Annotated in this window: 23 protein-coding genes and 1 other RNA gene; 14 read left to right on the top strand and 10 right to left on the bottom strand. The window is 70.6% G+C overall.

Going from position 1 to position 25,582, the window contains the following annotated elements; genetic code table 11:
* Positions 1-24: 24 nt before the first annotated feature.
* Entirely contained in the window at positions 25-789 is a 765-nt protein-coding gene (locus tag KV394_RS14560; RefSeq protein ID WP_247981757.1) for an SDR family oxidoreductase, read from the bottom strand.
* Between the two features lie 100 nt (positions 790-889).
* On the opposite strand from KV394_RS14560, the gene KV394_RS14555 reads away from it, so the two are divergent.
* On the top strand, positions 890-1,726 hold the full coding sequence (locus tag KV394_RS14555; RefSeq protein ID WP_136030234.1) for a helix-turn-helix transcriptional regulator: 837 nt from the start codon (positions 890-892) through the stop codon (positions 1,724-1,726).
* Positions 1,727-1,738: 12 nt separating this feature from the next.
* Here the strand turns inward: KV394_RS14555 and KV394_RS14550 are convergent, their stop codons facing one another.
* Positions 1,739-2,578: an aldo/keto reductase gene (locus KV394_RS14550; RefSeq protein ID WP_136036160.1), complete on the bottom strand. Its 840-nt coding sequence runs from the start codon at positions 2,576-2,578 to the stop codon at positions 1,739-1,741.
* A gap of 71 nt (positions 2,579-2,649) precedes the next feature.
* Here KV394_RS14550 and KV394_RS14545 point away from each other — a divergent pair, with 71 nt between their 5' ends.
* The 6 genes from KV394_RS14545 (at position 2,650) to rnpB (ending at position 6,841) form a co-directional block, all read left to right on the top strand.
* Positions 2,650-3,174: a PadR family transcriptional regulator gene (locus KV394_RS14545; RefSeq protein WP_247981756.1), complete on the top strand. Its 525-nt coding sequence runs from the start codon at positions 2,650-2,652 to the stop codon at positions 3,172-3,174.
* 25 nt (positions 3,175-3,199) lie between these two features.
* A complete protein-coding gene (locus KV394_RS14540; protein ID WP_136036158.1) occupies positions 3,200-3,577 on the top strand; it encodes a hypothetical protein in 378 nt (125 codons plus the stop codon).
* The gene (locus tag KV394_RS14535; RefSeq protein ID WP_247981755.1) at positions 3,577-3,957 is read left to right on the top strand and encodes a YchJ family protein; all 381 of its coding nucleotides are present in this window, start codon (positions 3,577-3,579) and stop codon (positions 3,955-3,957) included. The genes KV394_RS14540 and KV394_RS14535 overlap by 1 nt, the downstream gene beginning before the upstream one ends.
* A 36-nt stretch (positions 3,958-3,993) precedes the next feature.
* Positions 3,994-4,728, top strand: a complete 735-nt coding sequence (locus tag KV394_RS14530) for a zinc ribbon domain-containing protein (protein ID WP_136030244.1) — start codon at positions 3,994-3,996, stop codon at positions 4,726-4,728.
* A gap of 22 nt (positions 4,729-4,750) precedes the next feature.
* On the top strand, positions 4,751-6,451 hold the full coding sequence (locus KV394_RS14525; RefSeq protein WP_247981754.1) for a bifunctional 3'-5' exonuclease/DNA polymerase: 1,701 nt from the start codon (positions 4,751-4,753) through the stop codon (positions 6,449-6,451).
* Positions 6,452-6,474: 23 nt separating this feature from the next.
* Positions 6,475-6,841, top strand: an RNA gene (gene rnpB, locus KV394_RS14520) — RNase P RNA component class A.
* A 56-nt stretch (positions 6,842-6,897) separates the two neighbouring features.
* Here rnpB and ppgK read toward each other — a convergent pair.
* Positions 6,898-7,644 carry a polyphosphate--glucose phosphotransferase gene (ppgK, locus tag KV394_RS14515; protein ID WP_136036155.1) on the bottom strand — a complete coding sequence of 249 codons (747 nt, stop codon included), beginning with the start codon at positions 7,642-7,644 and terminating at the stop codon, positions 6,898-6,900.
* 81 nt (positions 7,645-7,725) lie between these two features.
* Between ppgK and KV394_RS14510 the strand changes: the two genes are divergently transcribed.
* From KV394_RS14510 to KV394_RS14495, 4 genes are read left to right on the top strand one after another with little or no spacing between them, the layout of a single operon-like run.
* Entirely contained in the window at positions 7,726-7,968 is a 243-nt protein-coding gene (locus KV394_RS14510; RefSeq protein WP_136030250.1) for an SPOR domain-containing protein, read from the top strand.
* Between the two features lie 2 nt (positions 7,969-7,970).
* A complete protein-coding gene (gene glnA, locus KV394_RS14505) occupies positions 7,971-9,308 on the top strand; it encodes a type I glutamate--ammonia ligase (protein WP_136030252.1) in 1,338 nt (445 codons plus the stop codon).
* 8 nt (positions 9,309-9,316) lie between these two features.
* The gene (locus KV394_RS14500) at positions 9,317-12,292 is read left to right on the top strand and encodes a bifunctional [glutamine synthetase] adenylyltransferase/[glutamine synthetase]-adenylyl-L-tyrosine phosphorylase (RefSeq protein ID WP_247981753.1); all 2,976 of its coding nucleotides are present in this window, start codon (positions 9,317-9,319) and stop codon (positions 12,290-12,292) included.
* Between the two features lie 47 nt (positions 12,293-12,339).
* On the top strand, positions 12,340-13,260 hold the full coding sequence (locus KV394_RS14495) for a diacylglycerol/lipid kinase family protein (protein ID WP_247981752.1): 921 nt from the start codon (positions 12,340-12,342) through the stop codon (positions 13,258-13,260).
* Here KV394_RS14495 and KV394_RS14490 read toward each other — a convergent pair whose 3' ends face one another.
* From KV394_RS14490 to glnA (KV394_RS14480), 3 genes are all read right to left on the bottom strand, one after another.
* Entirely contained in the window at positions 13,261-14,406 is a 1,146-nt protein-coding gene (locus KV394_RS14490) for an AI-2E family transporter (RefSeq protein WP_247981751.1), read from the bottom strand.
* Positions 14,407-14,502: 96 nt separating this feature from the next.
* Positions 14,503-16,092, bottom strand: coding sequence for a serine/threonine-protein kinase (locus tag KV394_RS14485; RefSeq protein ID WP_247981750.1), 1,590 nt, complete (start codon positions 16,090-16,092; stop codon positions 14,503-14,505).
* A 179-nt stretch (positions 16,093-16,271) separates the two neighbouring features.
* Positions 16,272-17,696 (bottom strand): type I glutamate--ammonia ligase, encoded by a 1,425-nt coding sequence (glnA, locus tag KV394_RS14480; RefSeq protein WP_136030300.1) that lies wholly within the window; start codon positions 17,694-17,696, stop codon positions 16,272-16,274.
* Between the two features lie 148 nt (positions 17,697-17,844).
* Between glnA (KV394_RS14480) and KV394_RS14475 the strand changes: the two genes are divergently transcribed.
* The gene (locus KV394_RS14475; protein WP_407665448.1) at positions 17,845-18,273 is read left to right on the top strand and encodes an RDD family protein; all 429 of its coding nucleotides are present in this window, start codon (positions 17,845-17,847) and stop codon (positions 18,271-18,273) included.
* A 24-nt stretch (positions 18,274-18,297) separates the two neighbouring features.
* Here the strand turns inward: KV394_RS14475 and KV394_RS14470 are convergent, their stop codons facing one another.
* Positions 18,298-18,786 carry an ATP-dependent zinc protease family protein gene (locus KV394_RS14470; RefSeq protein WP_136030302.1) on the bottom strand — a complete coding sequence of 163 codons (489 nt, stop codon included), beginning with the start codon at positions 18,784-18,786 and terminating at the stop codon, positions 18,298-18,300.
* Between the two features lie 18 nt (positions 18,787-18,804).
* On the opposite strand from KV394_RS14470, the gene KV394_RS14465 reads away from it, so the two are divergent.
* A complete protein-coding gene (locus KV394_RS14465) occupies positions 18,805-19,992 on the top strand; it encodes a RimK family alpha-L-glutamate ligase (protein WP_247981748.1) in 1,188 nt (395 codons plus the stop codon).
* A 57-nt stretch (positions 19,993-20,049) separates the two neighbouring features.
* Here KV394_RS14465 and KV394_RS14460 read toward each other — a convergent pair whose 3' ends face one another.
* The gene (locus KV394_RS14460; protein WP_136030306.1) at positions 20,050-20,760 is read right to left on the bottom strand and encodes a DUF4191 domain-containing protein; all 711 of its coding nucleotides are present in this window, start codon (positions 20,758-20,760) and stop codon (positions 20,050-20,052) included.
* 160 nt (positions 20,761-20,920) lie between these two features.
* On the opposite strand from KV394_RS14460, the gene KV394_RS14455 reads away from it, so the two are divergent.
* On the top strand, positions 20,921-22,357 hold the full coding sequence (locus tag KV394_RS14455; protein ID WP_247981747.1) for a hypothetical protein: 1,437 nt from the start codon (positions 20,921-20,923) through the stop codon (positions 22,355-22,357).
* Between the two features lie 8 nt (positions 22,358-22,365).
* On the opposite strand, the gene sucB is transcribed toward KV394_RS14455, so the two are convergent.
* Together sucB and lpdA are read right to left on the bottom strand one after the other, a co-directional pair.
* Positions 22,366-24,141 carry a 2-oxoglutarate dehydrogenase, E2 component, dihydrolipoamide succinyltransferase gene (gene sucB / locus KV394_RS14450; RefSeq protein WP_247981746.1) on the bottom strand — a complete coding sequence of 592 codons (1,776 nt, stop codon included), beginning with the start codon at positions 24,139-24,141 and terminating at the stop codon, positions 22,366-22,368.
* Between the two features lie 66 nt (positions 24,142-24,207).
* Entirely contained in the window at positions 24,208-25,581 is a 1,374-nt protein-coding gene (gene lpdA / locus KV394_RS14445; protein ID WP_247981745.1) for a dihydrolipoyl dehydrogenase, read from the bottom strand.
* Between the last annotated feature and the right edge of the window lies 1 nt (position 25,582).

Here is a 25,582-nt window from a genome sequence, read left to right as displayed (position 1 = left end):
CGGTGCGCGGGCACCGCCCCGGCCTCAGCGGGCGTGACGATCGGTGCTGTTGAGCGCGGCGACGACGCGGGCGTAGTCCCCCCTCGCCTCGGCGTGGCGCAGGAACTTGACGCGCTCGACCTGCACCTCGGGCGCCTCCGGGTCGGTCTCGATGAGCGCCATGACCTCGTCGGCGAACTCGTCGAGAGGCATCGCCGACTCGTCCTGCTCCTGCCCGGGCATGAGAGCGGTGCGCACGGCCGGCGGCTCCAGCTCGACGACGGAGATGCTCGTGCCGGCGAACTGCAGGCGGAGGGATTCGCTGAGCATATGGATCGCAGCCTTGCTGGCGTTGTAGGTCGGCGTCGCCTTGAGCGGGACGAACGCGAGCCCGGACGTCACGGTCATGATCGTCGCGGCGGGCTGCGCGCGGAGGTGCGCGACGAACGCGGCGATCAGACGGATCGGCCCGAGGACGTTGGTGGTCACGATCTCCTCGGCGGTCGCGAGGAAGCCGTCGGGTGAGCGCCAGTCCTCGGCGCGCATGATGCCCGCCATGGTGACGAGCACGTTCAGCGCCGGATGCTCGGCGAGGACGGTGCGGGCGGCTGCCTGGATGCTGTCGGCGTCCGCGGTGTCGATCTGCACGGTGTGGATGCCGGGGTGTGCGTCGGCGATCGCGGTGAGCCGGTCGGCGCGGCGCCCGCCGACGATCACGGTGTTCCCGCGTTCGTGGAGTCGGAGGGCCAGCGCGAGGCCGATGCCGCTGGTCGCGCCGGGGATGAAGATGGTGTTTCCGGTGATGTCCATGGTTCCAGCGTCGACGGCGGCGGCTGGACGCTCCAGAGAGGGATCGTCCAGGGACCGCCGATCCCTGGTTCGGGTGCCGCGGCGGGGGGATACTTCAGGAATGGATCGTGATGCGCTGGCCGACTTCCTGCTGCGCCGCCGGGAGGCGTTGACGCCCGCCGACGTGGGGCTGCCCGCGGGAGCGCGCCGCCGAACCGCCGGTCTGCGGCGCGAGGAGGTGGCCCAGCTGGCCACGATGTCGACGGACTACTACGCACGCCTGGAGCAGCGGAGGGGACCACAGCCGAGCGTGCAGATCCTCGGCTCGCTCGCCAGGGCGCTGCGGCTGACCGAGGACGAGCGCGACTACCTGTTCCGGTTGAGCGGCCACAGCGCCCCGGATCGCGTCACGGCGACCGACTACGTGCGGCCGGGGATCCTCCGGGTGCTGGACCGGCTGCACGACACGCCGGCGTTCGTGGTGTCGGTGCTCGACGAGGTGCTCGTGCAGAACGACGCCTCCCGGGCGCTGATCGGCGATGCGGGAAGCCTGACCGGGATGGATCGCAGCGGGATCTACCGCTGGTTCGCCTCCCCGGAGACGGAGCGCCTCCGCTATCGGGAGGTCGATCACGTGCGGCAGTCGCGGTCTCTCGTGGCGACGCTCAGGGCCGCGCACGCGGTCCCCGGTGCGCGCTCCCGCGCCTGCGAGATGGTCACGGCCCTCTCGGCCATGAGCGACGAGTTCGTGCGGTTGTGGGAGGCGCACGAGGTGAGCCGTCGCTTCGAGCAGCACAAGGTGATGGTGCACCCGGAGCTCGGCGAGATCGAGGTCGACTGCCAGGCGCTGTTCACGGAGGACGAGTCGCAGGCGCTGATCGTGCTGACCGCGCCGCGGGGGAGCGAGGCGGCCGGCAAGCTGGAGTTCCTGCGGGTGCTGGGGACGCAGACCGTCTGAGCGCTCCCGCGGTCAGGACTCCTCGTGGACGGCGGGGTCCGCGTCGAAGAGCCGTCCGTCGGGGCGACCGAGCGCGGTGATCGCGGCCACCTCGGCGTCGTCGAGCACGATCTCCGCCGCGGCGAGGTTGTCGAGCTGGTGAGCGAGCGACGAGGCCTTGGGGATCGCCACGGTCCCCCGGGCGACGTGCCAGGCCAGCACCGCCTGCGCCGGTGCGATGTCGTGTGCGGCGGCGACCTCCCTGATCACGGGCTCGTCGAGCAGCGCCTTCGCCCGACCGATCGGACTCCACGCCTCGGTGATGATCCCCTGGGCGCGGTGGTGGGCGAGCTGCTCCTCCTGCGGGAAGTACGGGTGCACCTCGATCTGGTTGACCACGGGGCGGACGCCGGTCTCCCTCTCGATGCGCTCCAGGTGCTCCGGCAGGAAGTTCGACACGCCGATCTGCCGCACGACGCCGCGGGACTGGGCCTCGACGAGCGCGGTCCATGCGGGGACGTACTCGTCCTGGTGCGGGTTCGGCCAGTGGATCAGATGGAGATCGGTCGCATCGAGCCCGAGCCGGGAGCGGCTCTCCTCGATGCTGATCCGCGCCCGGTCGGCGGGGTGGTGTCGGCCGGGCAGCTTGGTGGTGACGATGATCTCGGCGCGGTCGACGTCGGCGGCGGCGACACCGCGCCCGACGGACCCCTCGTTCTCGTAGTTGAAGGCCGTGTCGATGAGGCGGTAGCCCGCGCCGATGGCCGCGGCGACGGCGTCGGCTCCCGCATCGCCGTCGAGGCGATAGGTGCCCAGCCCGATCGCGGGGAGGGTGAAGCCGTTGTGGGCGGTGACGGTGGGGATGGCGGGCATCGGTGCTCCTTCGGTGGCTTGTGTTCAGCGTAGGCCTTGTCCGCAATATCCCTAAGGGGTATATCTGGAGCATGCAGTTCCTCATCCTCGGGATCCTTCTGGACGCTCCGCTCACGCTCTACGACGTGCACAAGCGGTTCCGCGCCGGGATCTCGCTCTTCTACGCCGCGAGCTTCGGAAGCATCCAGCGCGCCCTCCGTCAGCTCGAGTCGCAGGGCTGGGCACGCGTGGACGAGGCGGCCGCGAACGGTCGGGGAAGGAAGCTGTACCGCGTGACGGCGGAGGGGCGTCGGTCCTGGCACACGTGGATGACGTCGCCGCTCACCGGATCCGACCCCGAGCCCCTGATGCTCGCGCGGATCCACCTCCTGGGACACCTTCCGCCCGCGGAGCGTGCGCTGTGCGTCGAGGTCATCCGCACACGGATCGCGGAGGACCAGTCCCGGCTCGCCGCCCTGGCGGAGGAGCTCGATGCGACCGACGTGCCTGAGGCCGTGCGCGAGCTGTACCGCTTCCGTCGCGCGACCCTCGACTACGGTCTCCGCTCGCACGGGCTCGCGCTCTCCTGGCTCGACGATCTCGACCTGTCCGCATGACTCCCGACACCCTGGAGGTCTCCGCATGCTCGCCGTCGCTCTGACGGGCGCCCTCGTCCTTCTCGCGGCTCTGACGCTGTTCCAGGTCGCCCTCATCTTCGGCGCGCCGCTCGGCCGCTTCGCCTGGGGCGGTGCGCACCGCGTTCTGCCCGTGCGGCTCCGCGTCGGCAGCATCGTCTCGGTCGTCCTCTACGCCGGGTTCGCCGCACTGCTGCTGAGCCGTGCGGGAGTCATCGCCGGGGGTGAGCTGCCCGTCGTCGTCGTGTTGTGCTGGGTGCTGTTCGCGTACTTCGTGATCGGGATCCTGCTCAATGCGATCTCGCGGAGTCCCGCGGAACGGTGGACCATGACCCCGGTGTGCGTGATGCTGGCAGGCATGACCCTGATCGTCGCGCTCTCGTGATGTCGTCCGCACGCTGCCCCTGCGGCTCCGGCAACCCGTTCGACGAGTGCTGCGCGCCCCTTCTCGGAGGTGCGCCCGCTCCGACCGCTGAGCGGCTCATGCGCTCCCGCTACACCGCTTTCTCCCGGGAGGACGCCGCGTACCTGCTGCGCACCTGGCATCCGAGCACGCGGCCCCGCGACGTCGAGTTCGACCGGGGTCTGGAGTGGCGTCGGCTGCTGATCGTCGACCGCGTGGCCGGGGGACCGCTCGACCGCGACGGCGTCGTGGAGTTCGAGGCGTTCTGGCGGCACGGCGCCGAGCGCGGCTCCCTGCGCGAGCGCAGCCGATTCGTCCGCGAGGGCCGCACGTGGCTCTACGTCGACGGCGTCATCGGCTGAGGCCCGGACGACGGCCGACCGACTAGATTTGAGAGCGTGAACGCCACCCCGGAGAACCAGCGCACCCTGCTCGACATCGCGGACCTCGACCGGCGCATCGCGCAGGCCGAGCGCGCCCGCACCCAGCCGAGTCAGGCGGCGCGGATCACCGAGCTCGTCGCCGTCCGCCAGGAGCAGCTCCGCGAGCTCACGGTTCTCACCGGCGCGCGGGACGATGCGCGGGCCGAGCTCGCGCGGCTGGAGTCCGACGTGTCCCTGGCCGAACAGCGCCGGGACCGCGACACCGCGCGTCTGGCGGCGGCGACCAACGCGAAGGAGGCGCAGGCGCTCGAGCACGAGCTCGCCAGCCTGGCCAAGCGCCTGAGCGATCTGGAAGACGCGGAGCTCGACGTGATGGGGCGCGTGGAAGAGGCCGATGCCGCCGTCGCCGCTCAGCAGGCGCTGCTCGACACGACCACGACCGAGGGCACGGCCCTGACCGCGCAGGCGAAGGCCGACGTGGCGGCGGCCACCGAGCTCGGCGCTCAGCTGACGCGTGACCGGGAGGCCGTCGCCGGCTCGATCCCCGCCCCGCTGCTGGCGGAGTACGACCGCCGCGCGCAGAACAGCGCGGGGGCGGCGCTCCTCACCCGCGGCACCTGCGAGGGCTGCCGCATGATGCTCCCTGGCACCGACCTCAACGAGATCCGCCGAGCCCCGGAGGACGCCGTGGTCTCCTGCCCCGAGTGCGGCTGCATCCTCGTCCGCACCGAGGAGTCGGGGCTCTCGTGAGCGCATCCGTCGTGCACCGCCGATGACGGTGCCGGCGTCGGGCACGGAGCGCCGCATCGCCCTGATCGCGCTCGGGGCGGCCGAGTACGCGGCGGTCGAGCTCGACGAGCACGACCGGGAGAGCGGTCGGACGCTCGTGCCCGCGGGCGAACTCGCCTCCTGGGTCGCCGCGACGGAGGCGGAGGACGGCCCCCGGTGGATCCTGCGCTCGGCCGCCGAGGTGTACGCACTGCTGCTGCGGGAGGGAGTCCGCATCGGCCGCAGTCACGACCTGGTCCTGTGCCATGCGATCTTGCGGGACACCGCGACGGTGCCCGCGCCGCTGCCTCCGTCTGCCGCCTGGGAGCCGCGGCAGCCCGCCGACGCGACGCCCTCCCTGTTCGACGTGTTCGACGAGGAATCGGGGGAGCCCGCGGTCGTCGCGGCCCTGGAGCAGTACCGCGCGCAACGCCGGGTGATCGCCGCCGCGCGGGACGGGCGGCTGACGCTCCTGTGCGCCGCCGAGTCCGCAGGTGGCCTGATCGCCGAGGAGATGCGCGCCGCCGGGTTGCCCTGGGACACGGCGGTGCACGACGCGATCCTCACCGAGACCCTCGGCGCCCGGCCCGCGGGCGGCGGTCTTCCCCGGCACATGGTGGAGCGTGCGGACGAGGTGCGAGCGCTCCTCGGCGATGCGACTCTCCACCTGGACAGCCAGCCCAAGCTGCTGCGCGCCCTGCATCGCGTCGGAGTGCAGGTCGAGTCCACGAGCAAGTGGGAGCTGTCGACGCAGGACCATCCCGTCGTCGAGCCGCTGCTGGCGTACAAGAAGCTGTCCCGGCTGCTGAGCGCGAACGGGTGGACGTGGCTGTCCGAGTGGGTGCACGAGGGGCGGTTCCGTCCGGTCTACATCCCCGGTGGCGTGGTCACGGGGCGCTGGGCCTCGGCCGGCGGGGGAGCGCTGCAGCTGCCGCGGAACCTGCGACCCGCCGTGCGGGCCGACCCCGGATGGACGCTGGTGGTCGCGGATGTCGCGCAGCTGGAGCCGCGGATGCTGGCGGCCATGGCGGCGGATGAAGCGATGGCCGAGGCGGCGCGCGGTGGCGACCTCTACGCGGGTGTCGTGGCGTCGGGCGCGGTCGCGACCCGTGAAGAGGCGAAGTACGCGGTGCTCGGGGCCATGTACGGCGCGACGAGCGGCGACAGCGGCCGTCTGGTGCCACGGTTGCGCCGCGTCTACCCGCGCGCCATGGCCCTCGTCGACGAGGCGGCGCGCACGGGCGAGGACGGCGGGATCGTCTCGACGTGGCTGGGCCGGTCCTCGCCGCGGCCGTCGGACGAGTGGATGCGGTTGCAGTCGGATGCGACGGCCGCGGAGGCTGATCCCGCCGTGGTGGCCCTCGCTCGTCGGCGAGCCCGGGACTGGGGACGCTTCACCCGCAACTTCGTGGTGCAGGGCACGGCGGCCGAGTGGTCGCTCATCTGGCTCGCCGAGATCCGACACCGGCTGCAGCAGCTGCCGCCCGTGTTCGGGGCCGCCGAGGCCTCCGGCCCGTTCGCCCGCGAGCCGCATCTGGCGTTCTTCCTGCACGACGAGATCATCGTGCATACCCCGCGCGAGCACGCCGAGGCTGCTGCGGCTGCGGTGCGGGAGGCGGCGGAGGTCGCGACGACCCGCCTGTTCGGCACGTTCCCGATCGAGGTGCCGCTCGACCTGCGCATCGCGGATTCCGCGGAGAAGTGAGCGCCGTAGACTGGTGGGGCGAATGGGTCGGCTGGACGGTCGCGTGGCGGGTGACCGCACCGAGGAACGTCCGGGCTCCACAGGGCAGGGCGGTGGGTAACACCCACCCGGAGTGATCCGCGAGAAAGTGCCACAGAGAGCAGACCGCCCGTGATCCTCGGATCGCGGGTAAGGGTGAAAGGGTGGTGTAAGAGACCACCGGGGGCCGTGGTGACACGGCCCGCCAGGTAAACCTCGCCCGGAGCAAGGTCAGACAGAGGATGTTGACGCGGCCCGCCGAGTCCTCGGGTAGACCGCTGGAGCGGCACGGCAACGTGTCGCCGAGAGAGATGGCCGTCGAAGGGGCGAAGAACCCCGGAACAGAACCCGGCGTACAGGCCGGCCCATTCGCCCCACGAGGAAAGGCCCCGCAGATGCTCTGCGGGGCCTTCCACGTGTCGCTGGTGTCAGTCGCCGGCGAGTGACGCGGCGCCGATGATGCCCGAGTTGTTGCGGTGGATCGCCGGGACGATCGGGGTCTTGAGGTCGAGCAGCGGGAGGAAGTCGCCCGCGTTCTTCGACACCCCGCCGCCGACCACGAAGAGGTCGGGGCTGAAGATGAACTCGATGTGGGAGTAGAACTCCTGCAGCCGCTCCGCCCACTCGGCCCAGCTGAGCCCTTCGCGCTCGCGGGCGGAGGTGGCCGCCCAGGTCTCCACCGACTCGAAGCCGCGGAAGTTGAGGTGGCCGAGCTCGGTGTTGGGCAGCAGCACGCCGTCGTAGAGGAAGGCCGAGCCGATCCCGGTTCCGAGAGTGGTGAGCAGCGTGAAGCCGATCACGTCGCGCGCGGCACCGTGGCGAGCCTCGGCCACACCCGCCGCGTCGGCGTCGTTCACGAACACGATGTTGCGGCCGAGCCCGTCGCGGAAGAACCGCTCCGCGTCGAAGTCGATCCACTTCTTCGACACGTTGGCGGCGGACAGGGTCTTGCCGCGCTTGACGATCGCCGGGAAGGCCACGCCGAGGGGGAGCGTCGACTCGTGCACGTCGAGGGTCTTGAGCACGGTCTGCACGGCGAGGAGCACGTCCTCCGGCGCCGCACCCTCCGGGGTGGGCACGCGTACCCGATCCGAGGCCATGGTGCCGTGTTCGAGGTCGACGATTCCCGCTTTGATACCCGTGCCGCCGATGTCGACGCCGATCGCTTTTGCCATGGCCGATAGCTTAGCGACCGCTGTGTGCGCCAGTAGGATCGATGACATCACCCGAACGACTCGCGGGAAGAAGGAGAAGCCATGACCGACGGCGATCACAAGTACTGGTACAACTCCGCCACGGGCGAGGTCGAGTTCGGCATGCTGTCGCCCTCGATCGACCGCGTCGGCCCCTTCGACACCGAGGCCGAGGCGCGTCGTGCTCCCGAGGTCCTCCAGGAGCGGTCGCGTGCCTGGGCCGAGGAGGAGGCCGCGGAGCAGGGCTGGGACGCGAAGCCGTCGAGCGGCTTCGGCTCCGACGCGAAGGGCCAGGGCGCAGAGTAGCCATGGACAAGCAGAGGGACTTCGTGCTTCGCACGATCGAGGAGCGCGGCGTCAAGTTCGTGCGGCTGTGGTTCACCGACGTGATCGGCACGCTGAAGTCGGTCGCGATCGCGCCGGCCGAGGTCGAGGGGGCGTTCGCCGAGGGCATCGGCTTCGACGGCTCGGCCATCGAGGGCCTCACCCGCACGTACGAGTCCGATCTGCTGGCGCAGCCCGACCCGACCACGTTCCAGACGCTGCCGTGGCGCGGGGAGATCGACCCGACGGCGCGCATGTTCTGCGACCTCACCACCCCGGACGGGCAGCCGGCGGTGGCGGATCCGCGTCACGTGCTCAAGCGCGCGCTCGCGAAGGCCGCTGACGCGGGCTTCACGTTCTACACGCACCCGGAGATCGAGTTCTACCTGCTCAAGTCCTCGTCGTTCGGGCCGGAGGGTCCGGTCCCGGTCGACTCCGCCGGGTACTTCGACAACGTGCCGGGCGGTACAGCCCATGACTTCCGGCGCCGCTCGGTGCGCATGCTCGAAGACCTCGGCATCTCGGTGGAGTTCAGCCACCACGAGGGCGGTCCCGGTCAGAACGAGATCGACCTGCGCTACGCCGACGCCCTCACCACGGCCGACAATGTCATGACGTTCCGCACCGTGATCAAGGAGGTGGCCATCGAGCAGGGCGTGTACGCCACGTTCATGCCGAAGCCGCTCAGCGGTCAGCCCGGCAGCGGCATGCACACGCACATGTCGCTGTTCGAGGGCGATCAGAACGCGTTCTACGAGGAGGGGGCGAAGTACCAGCTGTCCAAGACCGGCCGTCACTTCATCGCCGGGCTCCTGCGGCACGCGAACGAGATCTCCGCCGTGACCAACCAGTTCGTCAACTCGTACAAGCGGCTGTGGGGCGGCGACGAGGCCCCCAGCTTCATCACGTGGGGTCACAACAACCGTTCGGCGCTCGTCCGGGTGCCGATGTACAAGCCGAACAAGGGGCAGTCGTCGCGCGTGGAGTACCGCGCGCTCGACTCGGCCGCGAACCCCTACCTGGCTTACGCGCTCATGCTCGCCGCCGGCCTCAAGGGCATCGAGGAGGGGTACGAGCTGCCGCCGGAGGCCGAGGACAACGTGTGGGCGCTGAGCGACGCCGAGCGCCGTGCGCTGGGCTACTCCGCCCTGCCCGCCAGCCTCGACCACGCGCTGGAGTACATGGAGGAGTCCGAGCTCGTGGCCGAGACGCTGGGCGAGCAGGTGTTCAACTACGTGCTGCTCAACAAGCGCAAGGAGTGGGAGGCGTACCGCGGGCAGGTCACGCCGCTGGAGCTGAAGAACAACCTCGAGCTCCTCTGAGGCGCGGCATGGCCCGACCCGACGCCTCCGTCTCGCTCTCCGCGCTCGCACGGATCGGTTTCTCCGAGCTGTCCGAGGCCGCCGCGTCGCTGGCAGAGCTGGAGTCGTTGCTGGGCCGACCCCGTGCGGGGCTGCTCGACGGCATGGGCGCCGCAGACCCGGATGCCGCGGTGCGCGGTCTGCTCCGGGTGGCGCGCCGTGACCCGGAGGCGGTGCGGCCGCTCGTCGACGATGCGGAGGCCCGCCCCACGGTGTGGCGGGTGTTCGGCGCCTCGACCGGGCTCGCCGAGTTCTTCCTGCGCCACCCCGCACAGCTCTCCGTGCTCAGCGAGCCCGTGTCGGCGCTGTCATCGGCCGACGCGCTGCGCAGCCGCCTCCTCGCCGCCGTGGACGCCAGCGACGGTGTCGCGGCGGCGGGCGACGACGACGCGGTCGTGGCGGTGCGCGTGGCGTATCGGCGTGAGCTCGCCGCGATCGCCGCGTTCGACCTCGCGCACGAGCGCCCGGAGGACGCGGTGCCCGCGGTCGCCGCGGCGCTTGCCGACCTCGCCGGTGCGGCGCTGGAGGCGGCGCTGGCGGTAGCGCGGGCGCGGCTGCGCGCGAGCACCGGCCACGACGAGCTCGCCGCGACCCGGCTCGCGATCATCGGCATGGGCAAGGCCGGCGCGCGGGAGCTGAACTACGTCAGCGACGTCGACGTCATCTTCGTCGCGGGAACCGCCGATGACGCGGTCGTGTCGGAGGCACGGGCCATCGACATCGCGACGCGACTGGCGCGCGAGACGATGCGTGCCCTCAGCGCGATCGAGGTCGAGCCGCCCCTGTGGGAGGTCGATGCGGCGCTGCGGCCCGAGGGCAAGCAGGGGGCCCTGGTGCGCTCACTCGCCTCGCACGCCGCCTACTACGACCGCTGGGCGAAGGGGTGGGAGTTCCAGGCGCTGCTGAAGGCACGGCCGCTCGCGGGCGACCCCGTGCTGGGTGCGGAGTACATCGCGGCCGTGCAGCCCCTCGTGTGGTCGAGCGCCGCGCGCGAGGAGTTCGTCGAGAACGTGCAGCGCATGCGCGAACGGGTCATGGAGCACATCGATCCGGAGGACGCGCCGTACCAGCTCAAGCTCGGCGCGGGCGGTCTGCGCGACATCGAGTTCACGGTGCAGCTCCTGCAGCTCGTGCACGGGCTGACCGACGAGACGCTGCGCACCCGCGGCACGCTGGAGAGCCTCGACGCCCTCGTCGACGGCGGGTACATCGGCCGGGCGGACGCGGCGACCTTCGCCGCCGACTACCGCGTGCTGCGGCTCATGGAGCACCGGCTGCAGCTGCGCGAGCTCTCCCGCACGCACCTGATGCCCCGCACGCCGGCCGGACGACGGTTCCTCGCCCGCGCGACCGGACTGGCCGACAGCGGCGACGCCATCTGGGCGCGCTGGGAGGCCGTGCGCCGCGAGGTGCGCGAGATCCACACGCGCCTGTTCTACCGCCCGCTGCTGAGCGCGGTCGCCGGTCTGCCGGAGGAGGAGCGCACGCTGTCGCTGGAGCAGGCGCACGACCGGCTCGCGGCGATCGGGTTCCGCGACCCGGCCGGGGCGCTGCGCCACATCGGTGCCCTGACGCGGGGGTTGAGCCGCAAGGCCACGATCCAGCGGCACCTGATGCCGATCATGGTGCGCTGGTTCGCCGACGGCAGCGACCCGGACTACGCGCTCCTGGCGTTCCGTCGCATCAGCGAGCGGCTGGGCGACACCTCGTGGTTCCTGCGGATGCTGCGGGATTCCTCCGGCGCGGCCGAGAGTCTCACGCGGCTGCTGTCGTCGTCGCGCTACATCGGGGAGCTGCTCGAGTGGATCCCGGAGTCCGTGGCCTGGCTCGACAGCACGGAGCGCCTGCGACCACGTGGCGCGGAGGCGCTGGACGAGGAGGCGCGGGCGATCCAGACGCGGCACGAGACGGTCGCGGACGCGCTGCGGGCGGTCAGGGCCCTGCGGCGGCGCGAGCTGCTGCGCACGGCCATGGGCGCGGTGCTCGACGTGCTCACGATCGAGGAGGTGGCGACGGCCCTCACCGACATCACCGCCGCGACGATCCAGGCCGGGCTGCGCGCGGTGATGCGTGAGGTCGTGCCGCCGGAGGACGCGCCGCTCGACTTCGCCGTGATCGCGATGGGCCGGTTCGGCGGTGGCGAGCTCGGGTTCGGCTCCGACGCGGACGTGCTGTACGTGTACGACGCGAACGGCGTGGATCCGCAGCGCGCCGAGAAGCTCGCCACGAAGATCGTGGCGGGTCTGCGCGAGCACCTCACCGACCACCGGCTGCCGCTGGAGCTCGACGCCGGACTGCGTCCGGAGGGGCGCAACGGTCCGCTGGTGCGCTCGTTCGACGCGTACACGGCGTACTACCGTCGCTGGTCGCTGTCGTGGGAGGCGCAGGCGCTGCTGCGCGCGCAGGGCGTCGCGGGGAGCGTCAAGCTGATCGCGCGGTTCACGGAGCTCGCCGATTCGATCCGCTACCCCGACACGGTCGACCTCCAGGGGCTGAGGGAGATCAAGCGCATCAAGGCGCGGGTCGAGGGGGAGCGGCTGCCGCAGGGCACGGATCCGCGACGGCACCTCAAGCTCGGGCCGGGAACCCTGAGCGACGTGGAGTGGCTCGTGCAACTGCTGCAGTTGCAGCATGCGGCGGAGGTGCCGGGACTCCGCACCACCTCGACACTGCGGGCGCTGGACGCCGCGGTGGCTGCCGGGCTCGTGGAGGAGGAGGACGCGGAGCGTCTGCGCGCCGCCTGGCTGCTGTCGAGCCGGCTCCGGTCGGCCATCACCCTGCTCACCGGACAGACCAGCGACGTGCTCCCGGCCGACCGCCGGCAGCTCGACGCGCTGGCGCGGCTGCTGGGCTACCCGAACCGCGCGGCCACGCAGCTCGAGGAGGACTACCTGGGTGTCACGCGCCGGGCTCGGCGGACCTTCGAGCACCTGTTCTACGGGTGACTGTCAACCGAGTTGCGGGAACGGCTCCGGTCGCCCAGGCTGAGCGCATGACGTCTTCTCCTCTGGCAGTGATCTGGAACCCCACGAAGTCGGACAGGGCGGTTCTCGAGGAGGCCGTCCGGCTCGCGTTCGGCGATGATGCGGAGGTCCGCTGGTGGGAGACCACCCCGGAGGACGCGGGCCGTGGCATGGCGGCGGAGGCGGTCGCGAAGGGCTGTGACCCGGTCATCGCGGTGGGCGGAGACGGGACCATCCGAGCGGTCGCGGAGGCCCTCGCGGAGACCGGGGTCGCCCTCGGCATCGTGCCGCAGGGCACCGGCAACCTCCTGGCCCGCAACCTCGGCATCCCCCTGGAGGGCGTCCTTCCCGCGCTGGAGCACGTCCGCGACAGCGAGCCGCGGAACATCGACCTCGGATGGGTCGAGATCGACGGGGAGGAGCACGCGTTCTCGGTCATGGTGGGCTTCGGCGTCGATGCCCAGATGCTGGTGGAGACCAATGACGACCTCAAGGACCGCGCGGGATGGCTCGCGTACGTCGAGGCGATGGGCCGGGCACTCGCCGGCACGGAGATGACCGACATCACGCTGCAGTTGGACGACGGTGAGCCGCAGGAGCTGCGTGGGCACACCCTCCTGATCGGAAACTGCGGCATGTTGCAGGGCGGTATCCGGCTGCTGCCCGACGCCCTCGTCGACGACGGGCTCCTCGACATGCTGCTGATCAGCGCCGACGGACCCCTCCAGTGGCTCGACACCGTCCGCTCCGTGGTGTGGGACAACGGCATCCGACGGATTCTCGGGAGTGTCGATCAGGCGGTGAGCACGGACTCCACCACGCACGTCTCCGCCGAGCGCATCGAGGTGCGCCTTGCGGCTCCGCAGATGTTCGAGATCGACGGCGAGGAGGTCGGGGAGATCTCGTCGTTCGCGGTGCGCGTGCAGGCGGGCGCCGTCACCGTCCGCTGATCACGCGACCGTCACGGCCGGTGGTGCCTTCTTCCGGTCCTGTGTCGGGAACACCACCTTCTGCATGATGATGATGATGCTCGCCGCGATCGGGATGGCCACCAGCGCGCCGAGGATCCCGCCGAGCGCACCACCCGCGACGGCCGCGATCACCACGAGAGCCCCCGGAACGGCGACCGCGCGGCTCATGATGCGGGGCGACAGCACGTATGCCTCGATCTGCATGTACACGAGGTAGTAGATGATCGCGATGAGCGCGGTCGTGGGCGACTCGAACAGGCAGATCAGCGAGATGATGATCGATGCCGACAGGGTTCCGACGAGCGGGATCATCGAGCCGATGAAGGCGATGAGGGCCAGCAGCGCCGGCACCGGTGCGCCGATGATGCTGAGGAAGATCAGGCTGAGCACGCCGTTGGTCAGGGCGAGGCTCGCCTGACCGATCACGTAGCGACCGACCGCGCTCGAGACGTCCTCCAGGAGTTCGCTGAACGTGTCGCGCTGGTAGGCGGGCACGAAGCGAGCGGCGACACGCTTCATGCTGCGCAGCGACGCCATGAAGTACAGCGTCAGGATCAGGACGATGGTGACGCCGGTGATGCCTCCGGCGATCCCGGCGCCGACCGCGAAGACACCGCCGCCGATGTCGAAGAAGTTGTCGGGGTCCTGCACGAAGCCGAGCACGCCGTTGACGGCATCGGTGATGGTCGAGCCGAACTGGGCGCTCATGTCCTTGTACCAGTCCGTCTTCATGAAGTCCTCGATCATCTTCGGACCGTCTTTGATCAGGTTGGTGATCTGTTCGACGAGGATCGGGACGATGGCGAGGATGATCCCGGCGAACGCGAGGACGACGCCGGCGACGACGATCGCGACGGCGGCGGGACGGGGGAGCTTGCGCTCGATGCTGGTGACGATGGGGTCGAGTCCGAGCGCGAGGAAGATCGCGACGCCGATGTAGACCAGTACGGTCGCGAGCTGATTGACGATGCCGCCGATCGCGAGAGCGACCAGGACGCCCAGGGCTCCCAGCAGCCCGAACATGAACGGGTTCGCTCTCGCCCCTGCGACCACCGAGGTGGGGGAGCGGCGCTGGGCCGATACGGTCTGCGCCTCGTCGGTCGCGATGATTCTCCTGCGGCGCATGTCCCCTCCAACTGTGCGTGCTCGCACTCGATCTTGCTCCACACCGGGGCCCGGCGCGCTCAGCGACACCCGAGGGCGTGCGGCTGAACGCCGGGCCTAGTCGTCCGAGCCCTTGCCCTGCGAGCCCTTGCCCTTGTCACCCTTGCCCGGCGTCTCGACCGCGGCTCCATCATCCGTGGCCGGTGAGGCGGGCTGCTCGACAACCGTCGACGTGTCGACCTTCGTCTGGCTTGCGGAGCCCGGCTTTCCACCCGGGCCCGTCTCCTCGCCCTTGCCCTTCGCGCCCTCGTTCTGGTTACCCTTGCCCTTGTTCTGCTTCTCCGCCCCGTTCTGCGTCTCCTTGTCCGCTTGCTCGGTCGAGTGCTCGTCGTCGACAGACTCGACGGTGACGGACTCGGCGGGGGCCGGGGCGACAGCGGCGGGCATTTCGACCACGGAAGGCGGGGTGCTCTCCGTCGCGGTGGGCGCTTCGAAGGACGAGGCCCCGCGCAGCACGGCGCCGGAGCTCGCCACGGCTTGCGTGCCCTGGCCCGACAGCGACACCGCGATCGTGGTGACGGCTCCGATGGCGACGACGGCGGCGAAGAGCAGACTGTCGCGTCGCCGCGGTGTCCGGCGCGGTGCAGCGACCGCACGGGCGGCGAGCCGCCGCCGGGCCTGGGCACGGGTGAGCGGCCGAGCCGGAGCCGCGGGGGCGGGGAGCGGCGGCACGGGAGGGATGACCAGCGGGGCCACGGGCGCCGAGGATGCGGCGGGCGAGGGGATGCCGGGAACGGGCAGGACGCGCGTGGCGGCGGGCGCGACGACGGCTGGAAGGGGAGCGGTGGCGCGCTCGTCGGCCTCCGCGAGTGCTGCGCTCAACCGCCGCAGCTCGACCGCGACCTCGGCGGCGTGCGGCCGTTCGGCCGGATCGATGCTCGTCATCGCGGTGAGCAGCCGCCCCCAGTCCTGTCCGAGCGACGCGGGAACGTCCGGCGCCAGGTGCAGGCGGGCGAGGGCGGTCTCGACGCTCAGGGTGGGCGCGAAGCCGGGTGTGCCGGTCAGTGCCTCCAGGAGCACAAGGCCCAGCGCGTAGATGTCGACCGACGGCCGTACCTCGCCGTTGCGCAGCTGCTCGGGCGCCATGTACGTGAGGGTGCCGAGGACGATGCCCGGCGCGGTGACCCGCGACGTGTCGATCATGCACGCGATCCCGAAATCCGCGAGCTTCGCCGTCCACCGGTCACTGCCCGACGCCGGCGGGGTGAGGAGAACGTTGGAGGGCTTGACGTCACGGTGCACGATGCCCGCCGCGTGAGCGGCATGGAGGGCGGAGGCGACGTCGGCACCGATGGTCGCGACCTCCTGGGGGGTCACGGCGGAGCGGGAGAGGCGGCTGCTGAGCGTGGGGCCGGGAACGAACTCCATCACCAGGTACATCGCCCGGCCGGGGTCGAGGCGGGCGTCGAGGAGCGTGACCAGGTTGGGGTGGTTGAGGGAGGCGAGCAGCGCCTTCTCGGAGTGCGCACGGTCCGTCGAGGTCACGGCATCGTCCGAGGTGCGGAAGATCTTGACCGCGACCGCGCGCTCCAGCGCGATGTCCTCGGCGCGGTACACGGTCGCCATGCCGCCGACGCCCACGGCATCGCCCAGCCGGTATCGGCTGTCGAGCAGAGCCTCGGTCGGCGTCGCCTCCTGCGTCCACATGGTGCAGCCTCCCCGTCGCCGGGTCGGGTAGCCCGGCGACTTTCTCACGCTAGGGCCCTGCACGATTCCCGTCTTCGGGCTTGACTCCGGGGCAGGGACCTGCAAGAGGGTGTGTGGAATGACCCCCGGACACGCGGAAGCGCCCGCCAGGAATCCCGGCGGGCGCTTCGCGGTGCGGGTCAGACCCCGAAGTACAGCTCGTACTCGAACGGGTGCGGACGCTGCGCGATCGGCAGGATCTCGTTCTCGTACTTGTAGGAGATCCAGGTCTCGATGAGCTCCTCGGTGAACACGCCGCCCTCGAGGAGGAACTGGTGGTCGTTGCGGAGCGCCTCGAGCGAGTCGAGCAGCGAGTTCGGCACCTGCGGGATGTTCTTGGCCTCCTCGGGCGGAAGCTCGTAGAGGTCCTTATCGACCGGCTCGTGCGGCTCGATGCGGTTCTTGATGCCGTCGAGACCCGCCATGAGCTGCGCCGCGAAGGCGAGGTACGGGTTGCCGGAGGCGTCGGGAGCGCGGAACTCGATGCGCTTGGCCTTCGGGTTGGAGCCCGTGATCGGGATGCGGATCGCGGCGGAGCGGTTGCCGGCCGAGTACACCAGGTTGACCGGAGCCTCGAAGCCCTTCACCAGACGGTGGTAGCTGTTCAGCGTCGGGTTCGTGAAGGCGAGCAGCGCGGGAGCGTGCGCCAGGATGCCGCCGATGTACCAGCGGGCGATGTCGCTGAGCTGGCCGTAGCCGGCCTCGTCGTAGAACAGCGGCTTGCCGTCGTTCCACAGCGACTGGTGCGTGTGCATGCCGGAGCCGTTGTCACCGTAGAGCGGCTTGGGCATGAAGGTGGCGACCTTGCCCCACTCCTCGGCCGTGTTCTTCACGATGTACTTGAACTTCAGGATGTCGTCCGCCGAGTGCACCATCGTGTCGAAGCGGTAGTTGATCTCCTGCTGGCCCGCCGTGCCGACCTCGTGGTGCGAGCGCTCGAGGATGAAGCCGGCCTCGATCAGCTTGAGCGTGATGTCGTCGCGCAGGTCGGCCGTCTTGTCGACCGGGCTCACGGGGAAGTAGCCGCCCTTGTACGGGGTCTTGTTGGCGAGGTTGCCGCCCTCCTCCTCGCGACCGGTGTTCCACGCGGCCTCCTCGGAGTCGACCTTGTAGAAGCTCTCGCCCGCCGTGACGGAGTAGCGCACGTCGTCGAAGATGTAGAACTCGGCCTCGGGCGCGAAGTACGCGGTGTCGGCGATGCCGGTCGACGCGAGGTACTTCTCGGCCTTCTTGGCGACCTGACGCGGGTCCTTCGAGTAGATCTCGCCGGTGCGCGGGTTGTAGATGTCGAAGATCATCACGAGGGTGCTCGCCTCGCGGAACGGGTCCATGTAGGCCGTCGTCACGTCGGGGATGAGCTGCATGTCCGACTCGTGGATGCTCGCGAAGCCGCGGATCGAGGAGCCGTCGAACAGCTGCCCGTCCGTGAAGAAGGCCTCGTCGACCGTCGCCGCAGGGATGTTGAAGTGCTGCTGCACGCCAGGGAGATCGGTGAACCGGATGTCAAGGAATTTGACGTCGTTCTCCTTGATGTAGGCCAGTACCTCGGACGAATCTTTGAACATGTAACGACTCCTGTGATGCGGATCGATGGCTTCGGGGCCACTCTGCACAGTACGGACGGGGGATTTCTCCACGGTATCCGCTTTGTTTCGAGCGTGTTACAGCGTGAGGGCGGAAGGGGCTGTTCCGACGGCTCGGTAGGCTGGTGTGGTGACGGATGCGGTGAACAGGTACCCCGGTGAACGACTCGGACTCCCGGAGTCGGGAACGGGAAGCATCGCCCGTCCCGGACGACGCATCGGCGCTCTCGTGATCGACTACGCGGCCGCCACGATCATCGCCACCGGCTTCCTCGGCTTCGACCAGTTCGCGCTGCCGTCCGAGGCGGGTCTGACGCAGTTCGCCCCGCTGCTGGTGTTCGCGGTCCTGCAGATCCTGTTCATCCCCACCGCGGGGGGTAGCCCGGGTCACCGCATCCTCGGCATGCGCCTGGTGCGTCTCGACGGCGCCTGGATCGGGCTGTGGCGGCCGGTCGTTCGCGCGCTGCTGCTGCTCGTCGTGATCCCGGCGGTCGTCTGGGACGCGGATCAGCGCGGCCTGCACGACAAGGCGGTCGGCACCGTCCTCATCCGCGCCTGAGCCGCGTCGGGTCGCCCGCTTCCCTCAGGCGCGTCCCCGGTTGCGGCGGCGTGCCTCGCGCGGTGCCCTTCCACCGAGGAACGAGCGCGCGGGGTCCACGACGTAGCCGTGACGCAGGGCCTCGCGACCGATGAGCATGCGGAACCCCATCTCGTCCCGGTTGCTGAGGGTGACCTCGGCCAGCACCTCGCGGTCGACCAGGCGGATGATCAGTTGCACCACCAGACGCTCCTGCGCGTGCCCGGACGAGCTGCGCACGGCGCGGCGATCGTGCACAGGGCACTCGACGACGACCGCGTCGTCCTGGCTGTCCTGCCACGGGTTCACTCGGAAGCGGACCCACGCCTCGCCCTCGCGCTCGAACTCGTGCACGTCGAACGCGTGCAGCGATGAGGTGCGCGCGCCGGTGTCGATCTTCGCCTTGATCCAGTCGACGCCGAGATCGGGCAGGCTGACCCACTCTCGCCACCCCGTGAGGGTGTTTGAATGGGTAGACCTACTCACCTGATACATCCTGGCAGGAAATCCCCCGTGAAGATCGCAGTGCTGTCCCGTGCGCCGCAGGCGTACTCCACCCAGCGCCTCCGGGCCGCCGCGCTGCAGCGGGGGCACAACGTCAAGGTGCTGAACACCCTTCGCTTCGCGATCGACCTCACCTCCGATGAACCCGACCTGCACTACCGGGGACGCCAGCTGAGCGACTACGACGCGATCCTGCCGCGCATCGGGAACTCGATCACCTACTTCGGTACGGCGGTGGTCCGCCAGTTCGAGCAGATGGACGTGTACACCCCGAACACCGCCAACGGCATCTCGAGCGCGCGCGACAAGCTCCGCGCCAACCAGATCCTCTCCCGGCACAACATCGCGATGCCGCCCACCGCTTTCGTGCGCAACCGCGCCGATGTGCGCCCGGCGATCGAGCGCGTCGGCGGTGCCCCCGTCGTGATCAAGCTGCTCGAAGGCACGCAGGGGATCGGCGTGATCCTCGCCCCACAGGTCAAGGTCGCCGAGGCGATCATCGAGACCCTGCACTCCACGAAGCAGAACGTGCTGATCCAGAAGTTCATCTCCGAGAGTCGTGGGCGCGACATCCGTGCGCTGGTCGTGGGCGACCGCGTCGTCGCGGCGATGCGGCGCTCGGCGGCCGGCGACGAGTTCCGCTCGAACGTGCACCGCGGCGGATCGGTGGAGGCGATCGAGCTCGACCCGGTGTACGAGCGGGCGGCCGTCCGTTCGGCGCAGATCATGGGGCTGCGGGTGGCGGGAGTGGACATGCTCGAGGGCGACGAGGGACCGCTCGTCATGGAGGTGAACTCCTCGCCGGGACTGCAGGGCATCGAGACGGCCACGAAGCTCGACGTCGCCGGCGCCATCATCGACTACATCGCCGGGCAGGTGGCGTTCCCCGAGATCGACGTGCGACAGCGTCTGACGGTGTCGACGGGGTACGGCGTGGCGGAGCTGATGGTGCACGGCGCCGCCGACCTGGTGGGGAAGACCCTGGGTGACGCCGGACTGTGGGAGCGTGACATCACCGTGCTCACGCTGCACCGCGGGGTGAGCGTGATCCCGAACCCGCGCAAGCACGTCGTGCTGGAGGCGGACGACCGGTTGTTCTGCTTCGGCAAGCTCGAAGAGATGCGCTCGATGATCCCGGAGCGTCGTCGTCGCCGGGCGAAGGTGCGGCGCCTGCCGAAGCAGCCGCTGTCGGAGTGACGACGCGCGGCCGCCCTCCGAGGAGGACGGCCGCGCGTCGATCGTGCGGTGTGCGGGTCAGCGCGGACGCTGCGGGCGCACCTTGGTGGGGTCGATGCCCTTCGGGATCGGCAGCGACGAGAGCGACTGCGACACGGAGTCGACGCGACGGATCACCGCGGCCATGGTGGCCTTGTCGATGGCCTTGGGAAGCTTCTTGATGGTCTTGGCGAGGTCGGCGATGGGTACCTCGTCCTCGCCGTGCCCGACGTAGAGCACGGTCACGGGGACACCGTGCGCGACGCGCTGCGCCTTGCTCCGCTCCTCGTTGACCAGGCGCGTGAGGCGGCCGCGGGCACCTTCGCCGACCACCACGATGCCGCCGCGACCGATCGTTCGGTACACGGCCTCCTGGGTCTTCGGGTTGATCCCCACCGGGGTCTCCGATGCCTGCCAGCGACGCCCGAGACTGGTGCTCAGCACGTGACCGGTCGCGCCGGGCATGCCGTCGATCTTGGTGTACATCGCCGAGGTCGACAGTCGCGTCATGAGGAACAGAGCGCCGAGCACGCCCAGCATGAGGCCGGTGATGCCCCAGAGCACGAGGGTCCACACCTGGAACGGCGGGATGAGGTAGCCGGCGACGAGGCCGAGCAGGATGCCGCCGACGAGGATGCCGGCCTGCGCCCAGGGGAGCCACGGGTAGGCCTCGCGCGTGAACCGGAAGAGGGACTTGATCTGGGAGAAGAACCCAGGACGCTTCTCGGGTTCGGGAGCACGCTTTGCCATGACATCCAGCCTACCGAGTCCCAGACCCTGACGATGTCGTCGTTCGCGCGGAGCGGAGCAGCACGAGGACTCGCTCTGCACAGCCAGCCGCAGCCTGCGGACCTTTCCGCTCACGCCGTGGATGGCTCCGGGCGCACGGTCCCTCGGGTGAGATGGGCGCATGACCGACGCCCAGACGATCGAGACGGCTCCACCGCCCCTGCTGGCACGAGCGCACCGCACGCTGCGGATGCTGTCATCACCGGACACCCCCTTCGCGGGGGCGCTCGTCACCAGCGGCGACGGCGTGGCGGTGCGGTGTCCGAGCGAGGAGCTCGCGGGATGGGCGGGCTGGCACTTCGCGGGCGCACAGCACGTCGCCGGACCGCTGGACATCGTCCGACGTGCGGACGGCCACGATGTGCTGCTGCCCTGGTGCACCGATCGGTTGCAGGCGTTCATCGACCGACGGTCCGCCTCGGGGCAGCGGTTGCGTCAGGGTGAGGTGTGCACGGTGGCGGTGAGTCTGCTGCGCGGCATCGGTGAACTGGCGCGCGTGGGCAGCGGCGTCGAGGGTACGTGGTGGCTCACCGACGGCGGGCGACCCCTGTTCGTCATCGGTGAGGGGAGTGGGATCCGGTCCGCGGCGGCGTCGATCGTCGAGACGCTCAGGGACGGCGAGACCGATCGAGCGCTGAGGCGTGTTCTCGACCGGGTGGGGGATGGACTGCGCGAACGACTGGAGCACCCCCGGGTCCCGCGGCGGCTTCTCGACGAGTGGGAGTGCGAGCTTCTCGCCCTCGTGTCCCCACGTCCCCTGGAGCATCAGACGACGAAGCCGGTGCGGGCGCGAGACCTCTCCCGCGTCGTCGAGCCCGCTGTGGGCGGCGTCGCCCCGACCCGGAGGAGCCTCGCGACGCGGAGGTCCGCCGTTCGTACCCCACGGACCACCCGGGCGAGAGTCCGCAGCGCCGTGCGGATGCTGCGGGAGGACATCGCGTCGCGGATCGCCGACGCCAGGGAGGCCGTCCGCGTGCGGCGGGCGACGAGCGGTAGGGGGCGGGATCGGGCCGCGGCTCCCCGCGCACCCCGTCGCCGACTGCTGTTGATCGCGGCAGCGGGTGCGGCCGTCGTGCTCGTGGGCGGGCTGATGTGGCCGAGCGGCGACGGCGAGAGCAACGCCCGAGGTGCCTCCACCGCCGCGGGGACAGCGCCGACGCCGACGTCGACCGCGGATGGTCGGGCGAAAGGCGGGTCATCGACGACAGGAGCCGAGCACGCGTCTGCTGCCCCCACGCCGCCCGTCGCGGAGGCGGGCGACCCCGCCGCCGCCGTCCCGACGCTCGTCTCCGCCGCTGAAGCCTGTCACTCCGCCGGGGACACGGAGTGCGTCGCCGCGATCGCGCCCGGTTCCGCAGGAACCGTCGACGCCGTGCGCGCGCTCAGCGGTGAGCTCACGGTCGAGCTGGTCGACGAGTACGGCGACGTCGCGGTCACCCGCGTCGCTCGGCCGGCGGAGGCGGACGCCGCGAGTCCCACCGCGATGGTCGTACTCGTGCGGCAGGACGACAAATGGCTGGTCCGCGACGTGTACGACGTCGCGGACCAGCCAGAATGATCGTTCGGTCAGGCGCCCAGCTGCGGGGCGAACTGCGCCGCTTCGAGGCGCGCCTTCACCGCACCGAGGAAGCGCGCCGCGTCGGCGCCGTCGATGATGCGGTGATCGTACGACAGAGCGAGGTACACATACGAACGGACCGCGATCGCGTCGGTTCCGCCGACCTTGACGAGACCCGGACGCTTGACGACCGTGCCGGTGCCGAGGATGGCGGACTGCGGAAGGAACACGACGGGCGTGTCGAACAGCGCACCGCGGGAACCGGTGTTGGTCAGCGTGAAGGTCCCGCCGGCCAGCTCGTCCGGCTTCAGCTTGTTGTCGCGCGTGCGGGCCGCGAGGTCGGCGATCTCGTGAGCGATCTGAGCGATGTTCTTCGACGCGGCGTCGCGCAGCACCGGAGTCAGCAGCCCGCGCTCGGTGTCGACCGCGATCGAGACGTTCTCGGTGGCCGGGTAGACGATCTGCTCACCGTCGACCGTCGCGTTCACGATCGGGAAGGCCTGCAGCGCCTCGGCGGCGGCCAGCGCGAAGAACGGCAGGAACGAGAGCTTGTCGCCGGTCTTCTCGAGGAACGAGCCCTTGACGCTGTCGCGGTACTCCGCCAGCGCGGTGACGTCGACCTCCACAACCGTGGTGAGCTGCGCCGTCTGCTGCATGGACTCGACCGCGCGCTTGGCGAGCACCTTGCGCAGACGCGACATCGGCTGGGTCGTACCCCGCAGCGGGGAGACCTCGAGCGGTGCGGGAGCCGGAGCCGCATTCGTGGCGGCCGGAGCCTGCGATGCGGACTCGGCAGCCTTGAGCACATCCTCCTTGCGGATGCGCCCGCCGACACCGGTACCCGTCACGGAAGCGAGATCCACGCCCTGCTGTGCGGCCAGACGGCGCACCAGCGGGGTGACGTAGAGGTTGTCGTTCTCCGTCGGCAGCGAGAGCTTCGGAGCGGGCGCCTCGGTCGCTGCGGGAGCCGGTGCGGCCTGCGCCGGAGCAGGGGCAGCCGGTGCAGGGGCCGCGGCCGGAGCCTGGGGCTGGGCGGGAGCCGCCTGCGGTGCGGCCGGAGCCTCAGCGGGTGCCGGGGTGGCGGGCGCCTCGGGCGCGGCCTGCGGCGCGGCAGGTGCCTCGGTGGCGGCAGGCTGGGCAGCGCCGGAACCGACGCGGGCCAGGACGGCGCCGACCGCGATGGTCTCGTCCTCGGCCGCGACGATCTCCTGGAGCACGCCGGCGACGGGCGAGGGGATCTCCGTGTCGACCTTGTCCGTCGAGATCTCCAGAAGAGCCTCGTCGACCTCGACCGAGTCACCGACCTGCTTGAGCCAGCGGGTGACCGTTCCCTCGGTGACGCTCTCGCCGAGCTCGGGGAGCACGATGTCGGTGGCGTCACCGGACGGCGCAGCCTCGGCGGCGGGAGCGGGAGTCTCGGCCGCAGGAGCCTCGGCCGGAGCCGGCGCTTCAGCAGGAGTCTCGGTCGCGGCAGGGGCCTCGGCAGGGGCGGCCTCCGCTTCGGGGGTGGCCGCAGCGGGCGCGTCGCCCGCCGGGGCTGCGGCGCTGCCGTCGCCGATGCGAGCGAGCAGGGCACCGACCTCGACGGTCTCGTCCTCGGCGACGAGGATCTCCTCGATCACGCCGGTGACCGGGGAGGGGATCTCGGTGTCGACCTTGTCGGTCGAGATCTCGAGCAGGCCCTCGTCCGCCTGGACGGTGTCTCCCACCTGCTTGAGCCAGCGGGTGACCGTACCCTCTGTGACGCTCTCACCGAGAGCGGGGAGGACCACGGATGTGCTCATGACTGAGTCTCCTTCAGAAGTTGTATGACGCTTGTCTAGCTTAGTGACTCAGGCACCGGTTGGTGCTCAGAGGGCGTGCAGGGGCTTTCCGGCCAGCGCGAGGAAGGCCTCGCCGAGCGCTTCGCTCTGCGTGGGGTGCGCATGGATGAGCGGAGCGATGTCCTCGGGGTGCGCCTCCCAGGCCACAGCGAGCTGACCCTCGGTGATGAGCTCGCCGACGCGGTCACCGATCAGATGCACGCCGAGCACCGGGCCGTTTTTCTGGCGGACGACCTTGACGAGGCCGCCCGTTCCGATGATCTCGCTCTTGCCGTTGCCGGCGAGGTTGTACTCGTAGGACGACACCGCGTCGGCGCCGTGCGCGGCCACGGCCGCCTCCTCGGTCAGCCCGACCGAGGCGACCTCGGGGCTGGAGTACGTGACCTTCGGGATCTGCACGTCGGGGACCGTCGCGGGGGAGAGGCCGGCGATGCGCTCGGCCACCGCGATGCCCTGCTGGAAGCCCCGGTGGGCGAGCTGGAGTCCTGGGATGATGTCGCCGACGGCCCACACCCCGGGAACCCCGGTGCGCAGTTCCTCGTCGACCGTGACGAATCCGCGGTCGAGGACGACGCCCGCCTCCTCGAAGCCCAGATCGGCCGTGGCGGGACCGCGACCGACTGCGACGAGCAGGTAGTCCGCGGTGAGCTCCGTGCCGTTCTCGAGGGTCACGCTGACGGACGTGTCGTCCTGGGTGGCCTGCTGGAACCGCACTCCGAGCGAGTACTGAATGCCGCGGCGCCGGAACGCGCGCTCGAGCCCCTTGCTCATCGCGATGTCCTCGTTCGGCACGAGGTGCGGCAGCGCCTCGACGATCGTGACCTCGACACCGAAGGAGCGCCAGACGCTCGCGAACTCCACGCCGATCACACCGCCGCCGAGCACGATGACGCGCTCGGGGATCACATCGAGCGCGAGCGCCTGCTCGCTGGTCAGGATGCGGCCGCCGATGTCGAGCCCTGGAAGCGTGCGGCTGTACGAGCCGGTGGCGAGCACGACGTCCGTCCCGACGTACACGTCGTCGCCGACGCTGACGCTCCGGTCTGCGTTGAGCCGTCCCGTCCCGGTGACCGTGGTGATGCCACGCGCCTTGACGAGGCCCTCGAGCCCCTTGTACTTCTTCGCGACGATGCCCTCGCGGTATGCCCGCACGCCCGCCGCGTCGATGCCGTCGAGGGTGGCCGAGATCCCCACCGCTGCGGCGTCGCGCACATGCTCCGCCACCTCCGCCGCGTGCAGCAGCGCTTTGGTCGGGATGCAGCCGCGGTGCAGACAGGTGCCTCCGACCTTGTCCTTCTCGATCAGCGCGACCGACTTGCCGAGTTCGCTGGCGCGCAGCGCGGCCGCGTAGCCGCCGCTGCCACCGCCGAGCACGACGATGTCGAAGGTGTGGGTTGTCATC

Origin of the sequence: Microbacterium sufflavum (genome assembly GCF_023101165.1) — a bacterium.
GTDB lineage: Bacteria > Actinomycetota > Actinomycetes > Actinomycetales > Microbacteriaceae > Microbacterium > Microbacterium sufflavum.
Note: the sequence above shows the minus strand (reverse complement) of the source record. Positions and strands in the feature narration are given on the sequence as shown.

What these genes read in the sequence shown, in the direction of transcription:
- KV394_RS14560 (WP_247981757.1), bottom strand. Translation starts at nt 789, where the DNA reads ATGGACATCACCGGAAACACCATCTTCATCCCCGGCGCGACCAGCGGC.
- KV394_RS14555 (WP_136030234.1), top strand. Translation starts at nt 890, where the DNA reads ATGGATCGTGATGCGCTGGCCGACTTCCTGCTGCGCCGCCGGGAGGCG.
- KV394_RS14550 (WP_136036160.1), bottom strand. Translation starts at nt 2,578, where the DNA reads ATGCCCGCCATCCCCACCGTCACCGCCCACAACGGCTTCACCCTCCCC.
- KV394_RS14545 (WP_247981756.1), top strand. Translation starts at nt 2,650, where the DNA reads ATGCAGTTCCTCATCCTCGGGATCCTTCTGGACGCTCCGCTCACGCTC.
- KV394_RS14540 (WP_136036158.1), top strand. Translation starts at nt 3,200, where the DNA reads ATGCTCGCCGTCGCTCTGACGGGCGCCCTCGTCCTTCTCGCGGCTCTG.
- KV394_RS14535 (WP_247981755.1), top strand. Translation starts at nt 3,577, where the DNA reads ATGTCGTCCGCACGCTGCCCCTGCGGCTCCGGCAACCCGTTCGACGAG.
- KV394_RS14525 (WP_247981754.1), top strand. Translation starts at nt 4,751, where the DNA reads ATGACGGTGCCGGCGTCGGGCACGGAGCGCCGCATCGCCCTGATCGCG.
- ppgK (WP_136036155.1), bottom strand. Translation starts at nt 7,644, where the DNA reads ATGGCAAAAGCGATCGGCGTCGACATCGGCGGCACGGGTATCAAAGCG.
- KV394_RS14510 (WP_136030250.1), top strand. Translation starts at nt 7,726, where the DNA reads ATGACCGACGGCGATCACAAGTACTGGTACAACTCCGCCACGGGCGAG.
- glnA (WP_136030252.1), top strand. Translation starts at nt 7,971, where the DNA reads ATGGACAAGCAGAGGGACTTCGTGCTTCGCACGATCGAGGAGCGCGGC.
- KV394_RS14500 (WP_247981753.1), top strand. Translation starts at nt 9,317, where the DNA reads ATGGCCCGACCCGACGCCTCCGTCTCGCTCTCCGCGCTCGCACGGATC.
- KV394_RS14495 (WP_247981752.1), top strand. Translation starts at nt 12,340, where the DNA reads ATGACGTCTTCTCCTCTGGCAGTGATCTGGAACCCCACGAAGTCGGAC.
- KV394_RS14490 (WP_247981751.1), bottom strand. Translation starts at nt 14,406, where the DNA reads ATGCGCCGCAGGAGAATCATCGCGACCGACGAGGCGCAGACCGTATCG.
- KV394_RS14485 (WP_247981750.1), bottom strand. Translation starts at nt 16,092, where the DNA reads ATGTGGACGCAGGAGGCGACGCCGACCGAGGCTCTGCTCGACAGCCGA.
- glnA (WP_136030300.1), bottom strand. Translation starts at nt 17,696, where the DNA reads ATGTTCAAAGATTCGTCCGAGGTACTGGCCTACATCAAGGAGAACGAC.
- KV394_RS14470 (WP_136030302.1), bottom strand. Translation starts at nt 18,786, where the DNA reads ATGTATCAGGTGAGTAGGTCTACCCATTCAAACACCCTCACGGGGTGG.
- KV394_RS14460 (WP_136030306.1), bottom strand. Translation starts at nt 20,760, where the DNA reads ATGGCAAAGCGTGCTCCCGAACCCGAGAAGCGTCCTGGGTTCTTCTCC.
- KV394_RS14455 (WP_247981747.1), top strand. Translation starts at nt 20,921, where the DNA reads ATGACCGACGCCCAGACGATCGAGACGGCTCCACCGCCCCTGCTGGCA.
- sucB (WP_247981746.1), bottom strand. Translation starts at nt 24,141, where the DNA reads ATGAGCACATCCGTGGTCCTCCCCGCTCTCGGTGAGAGCGTCACAGAG.
- lpdA (WP_247981745.1), bottom strand. Translation starts at nt 25,581, where the DNA reads ATGACAACCCACACCTTCGACATCGTCGTGCTCGGCGGTGGCAGCGGC.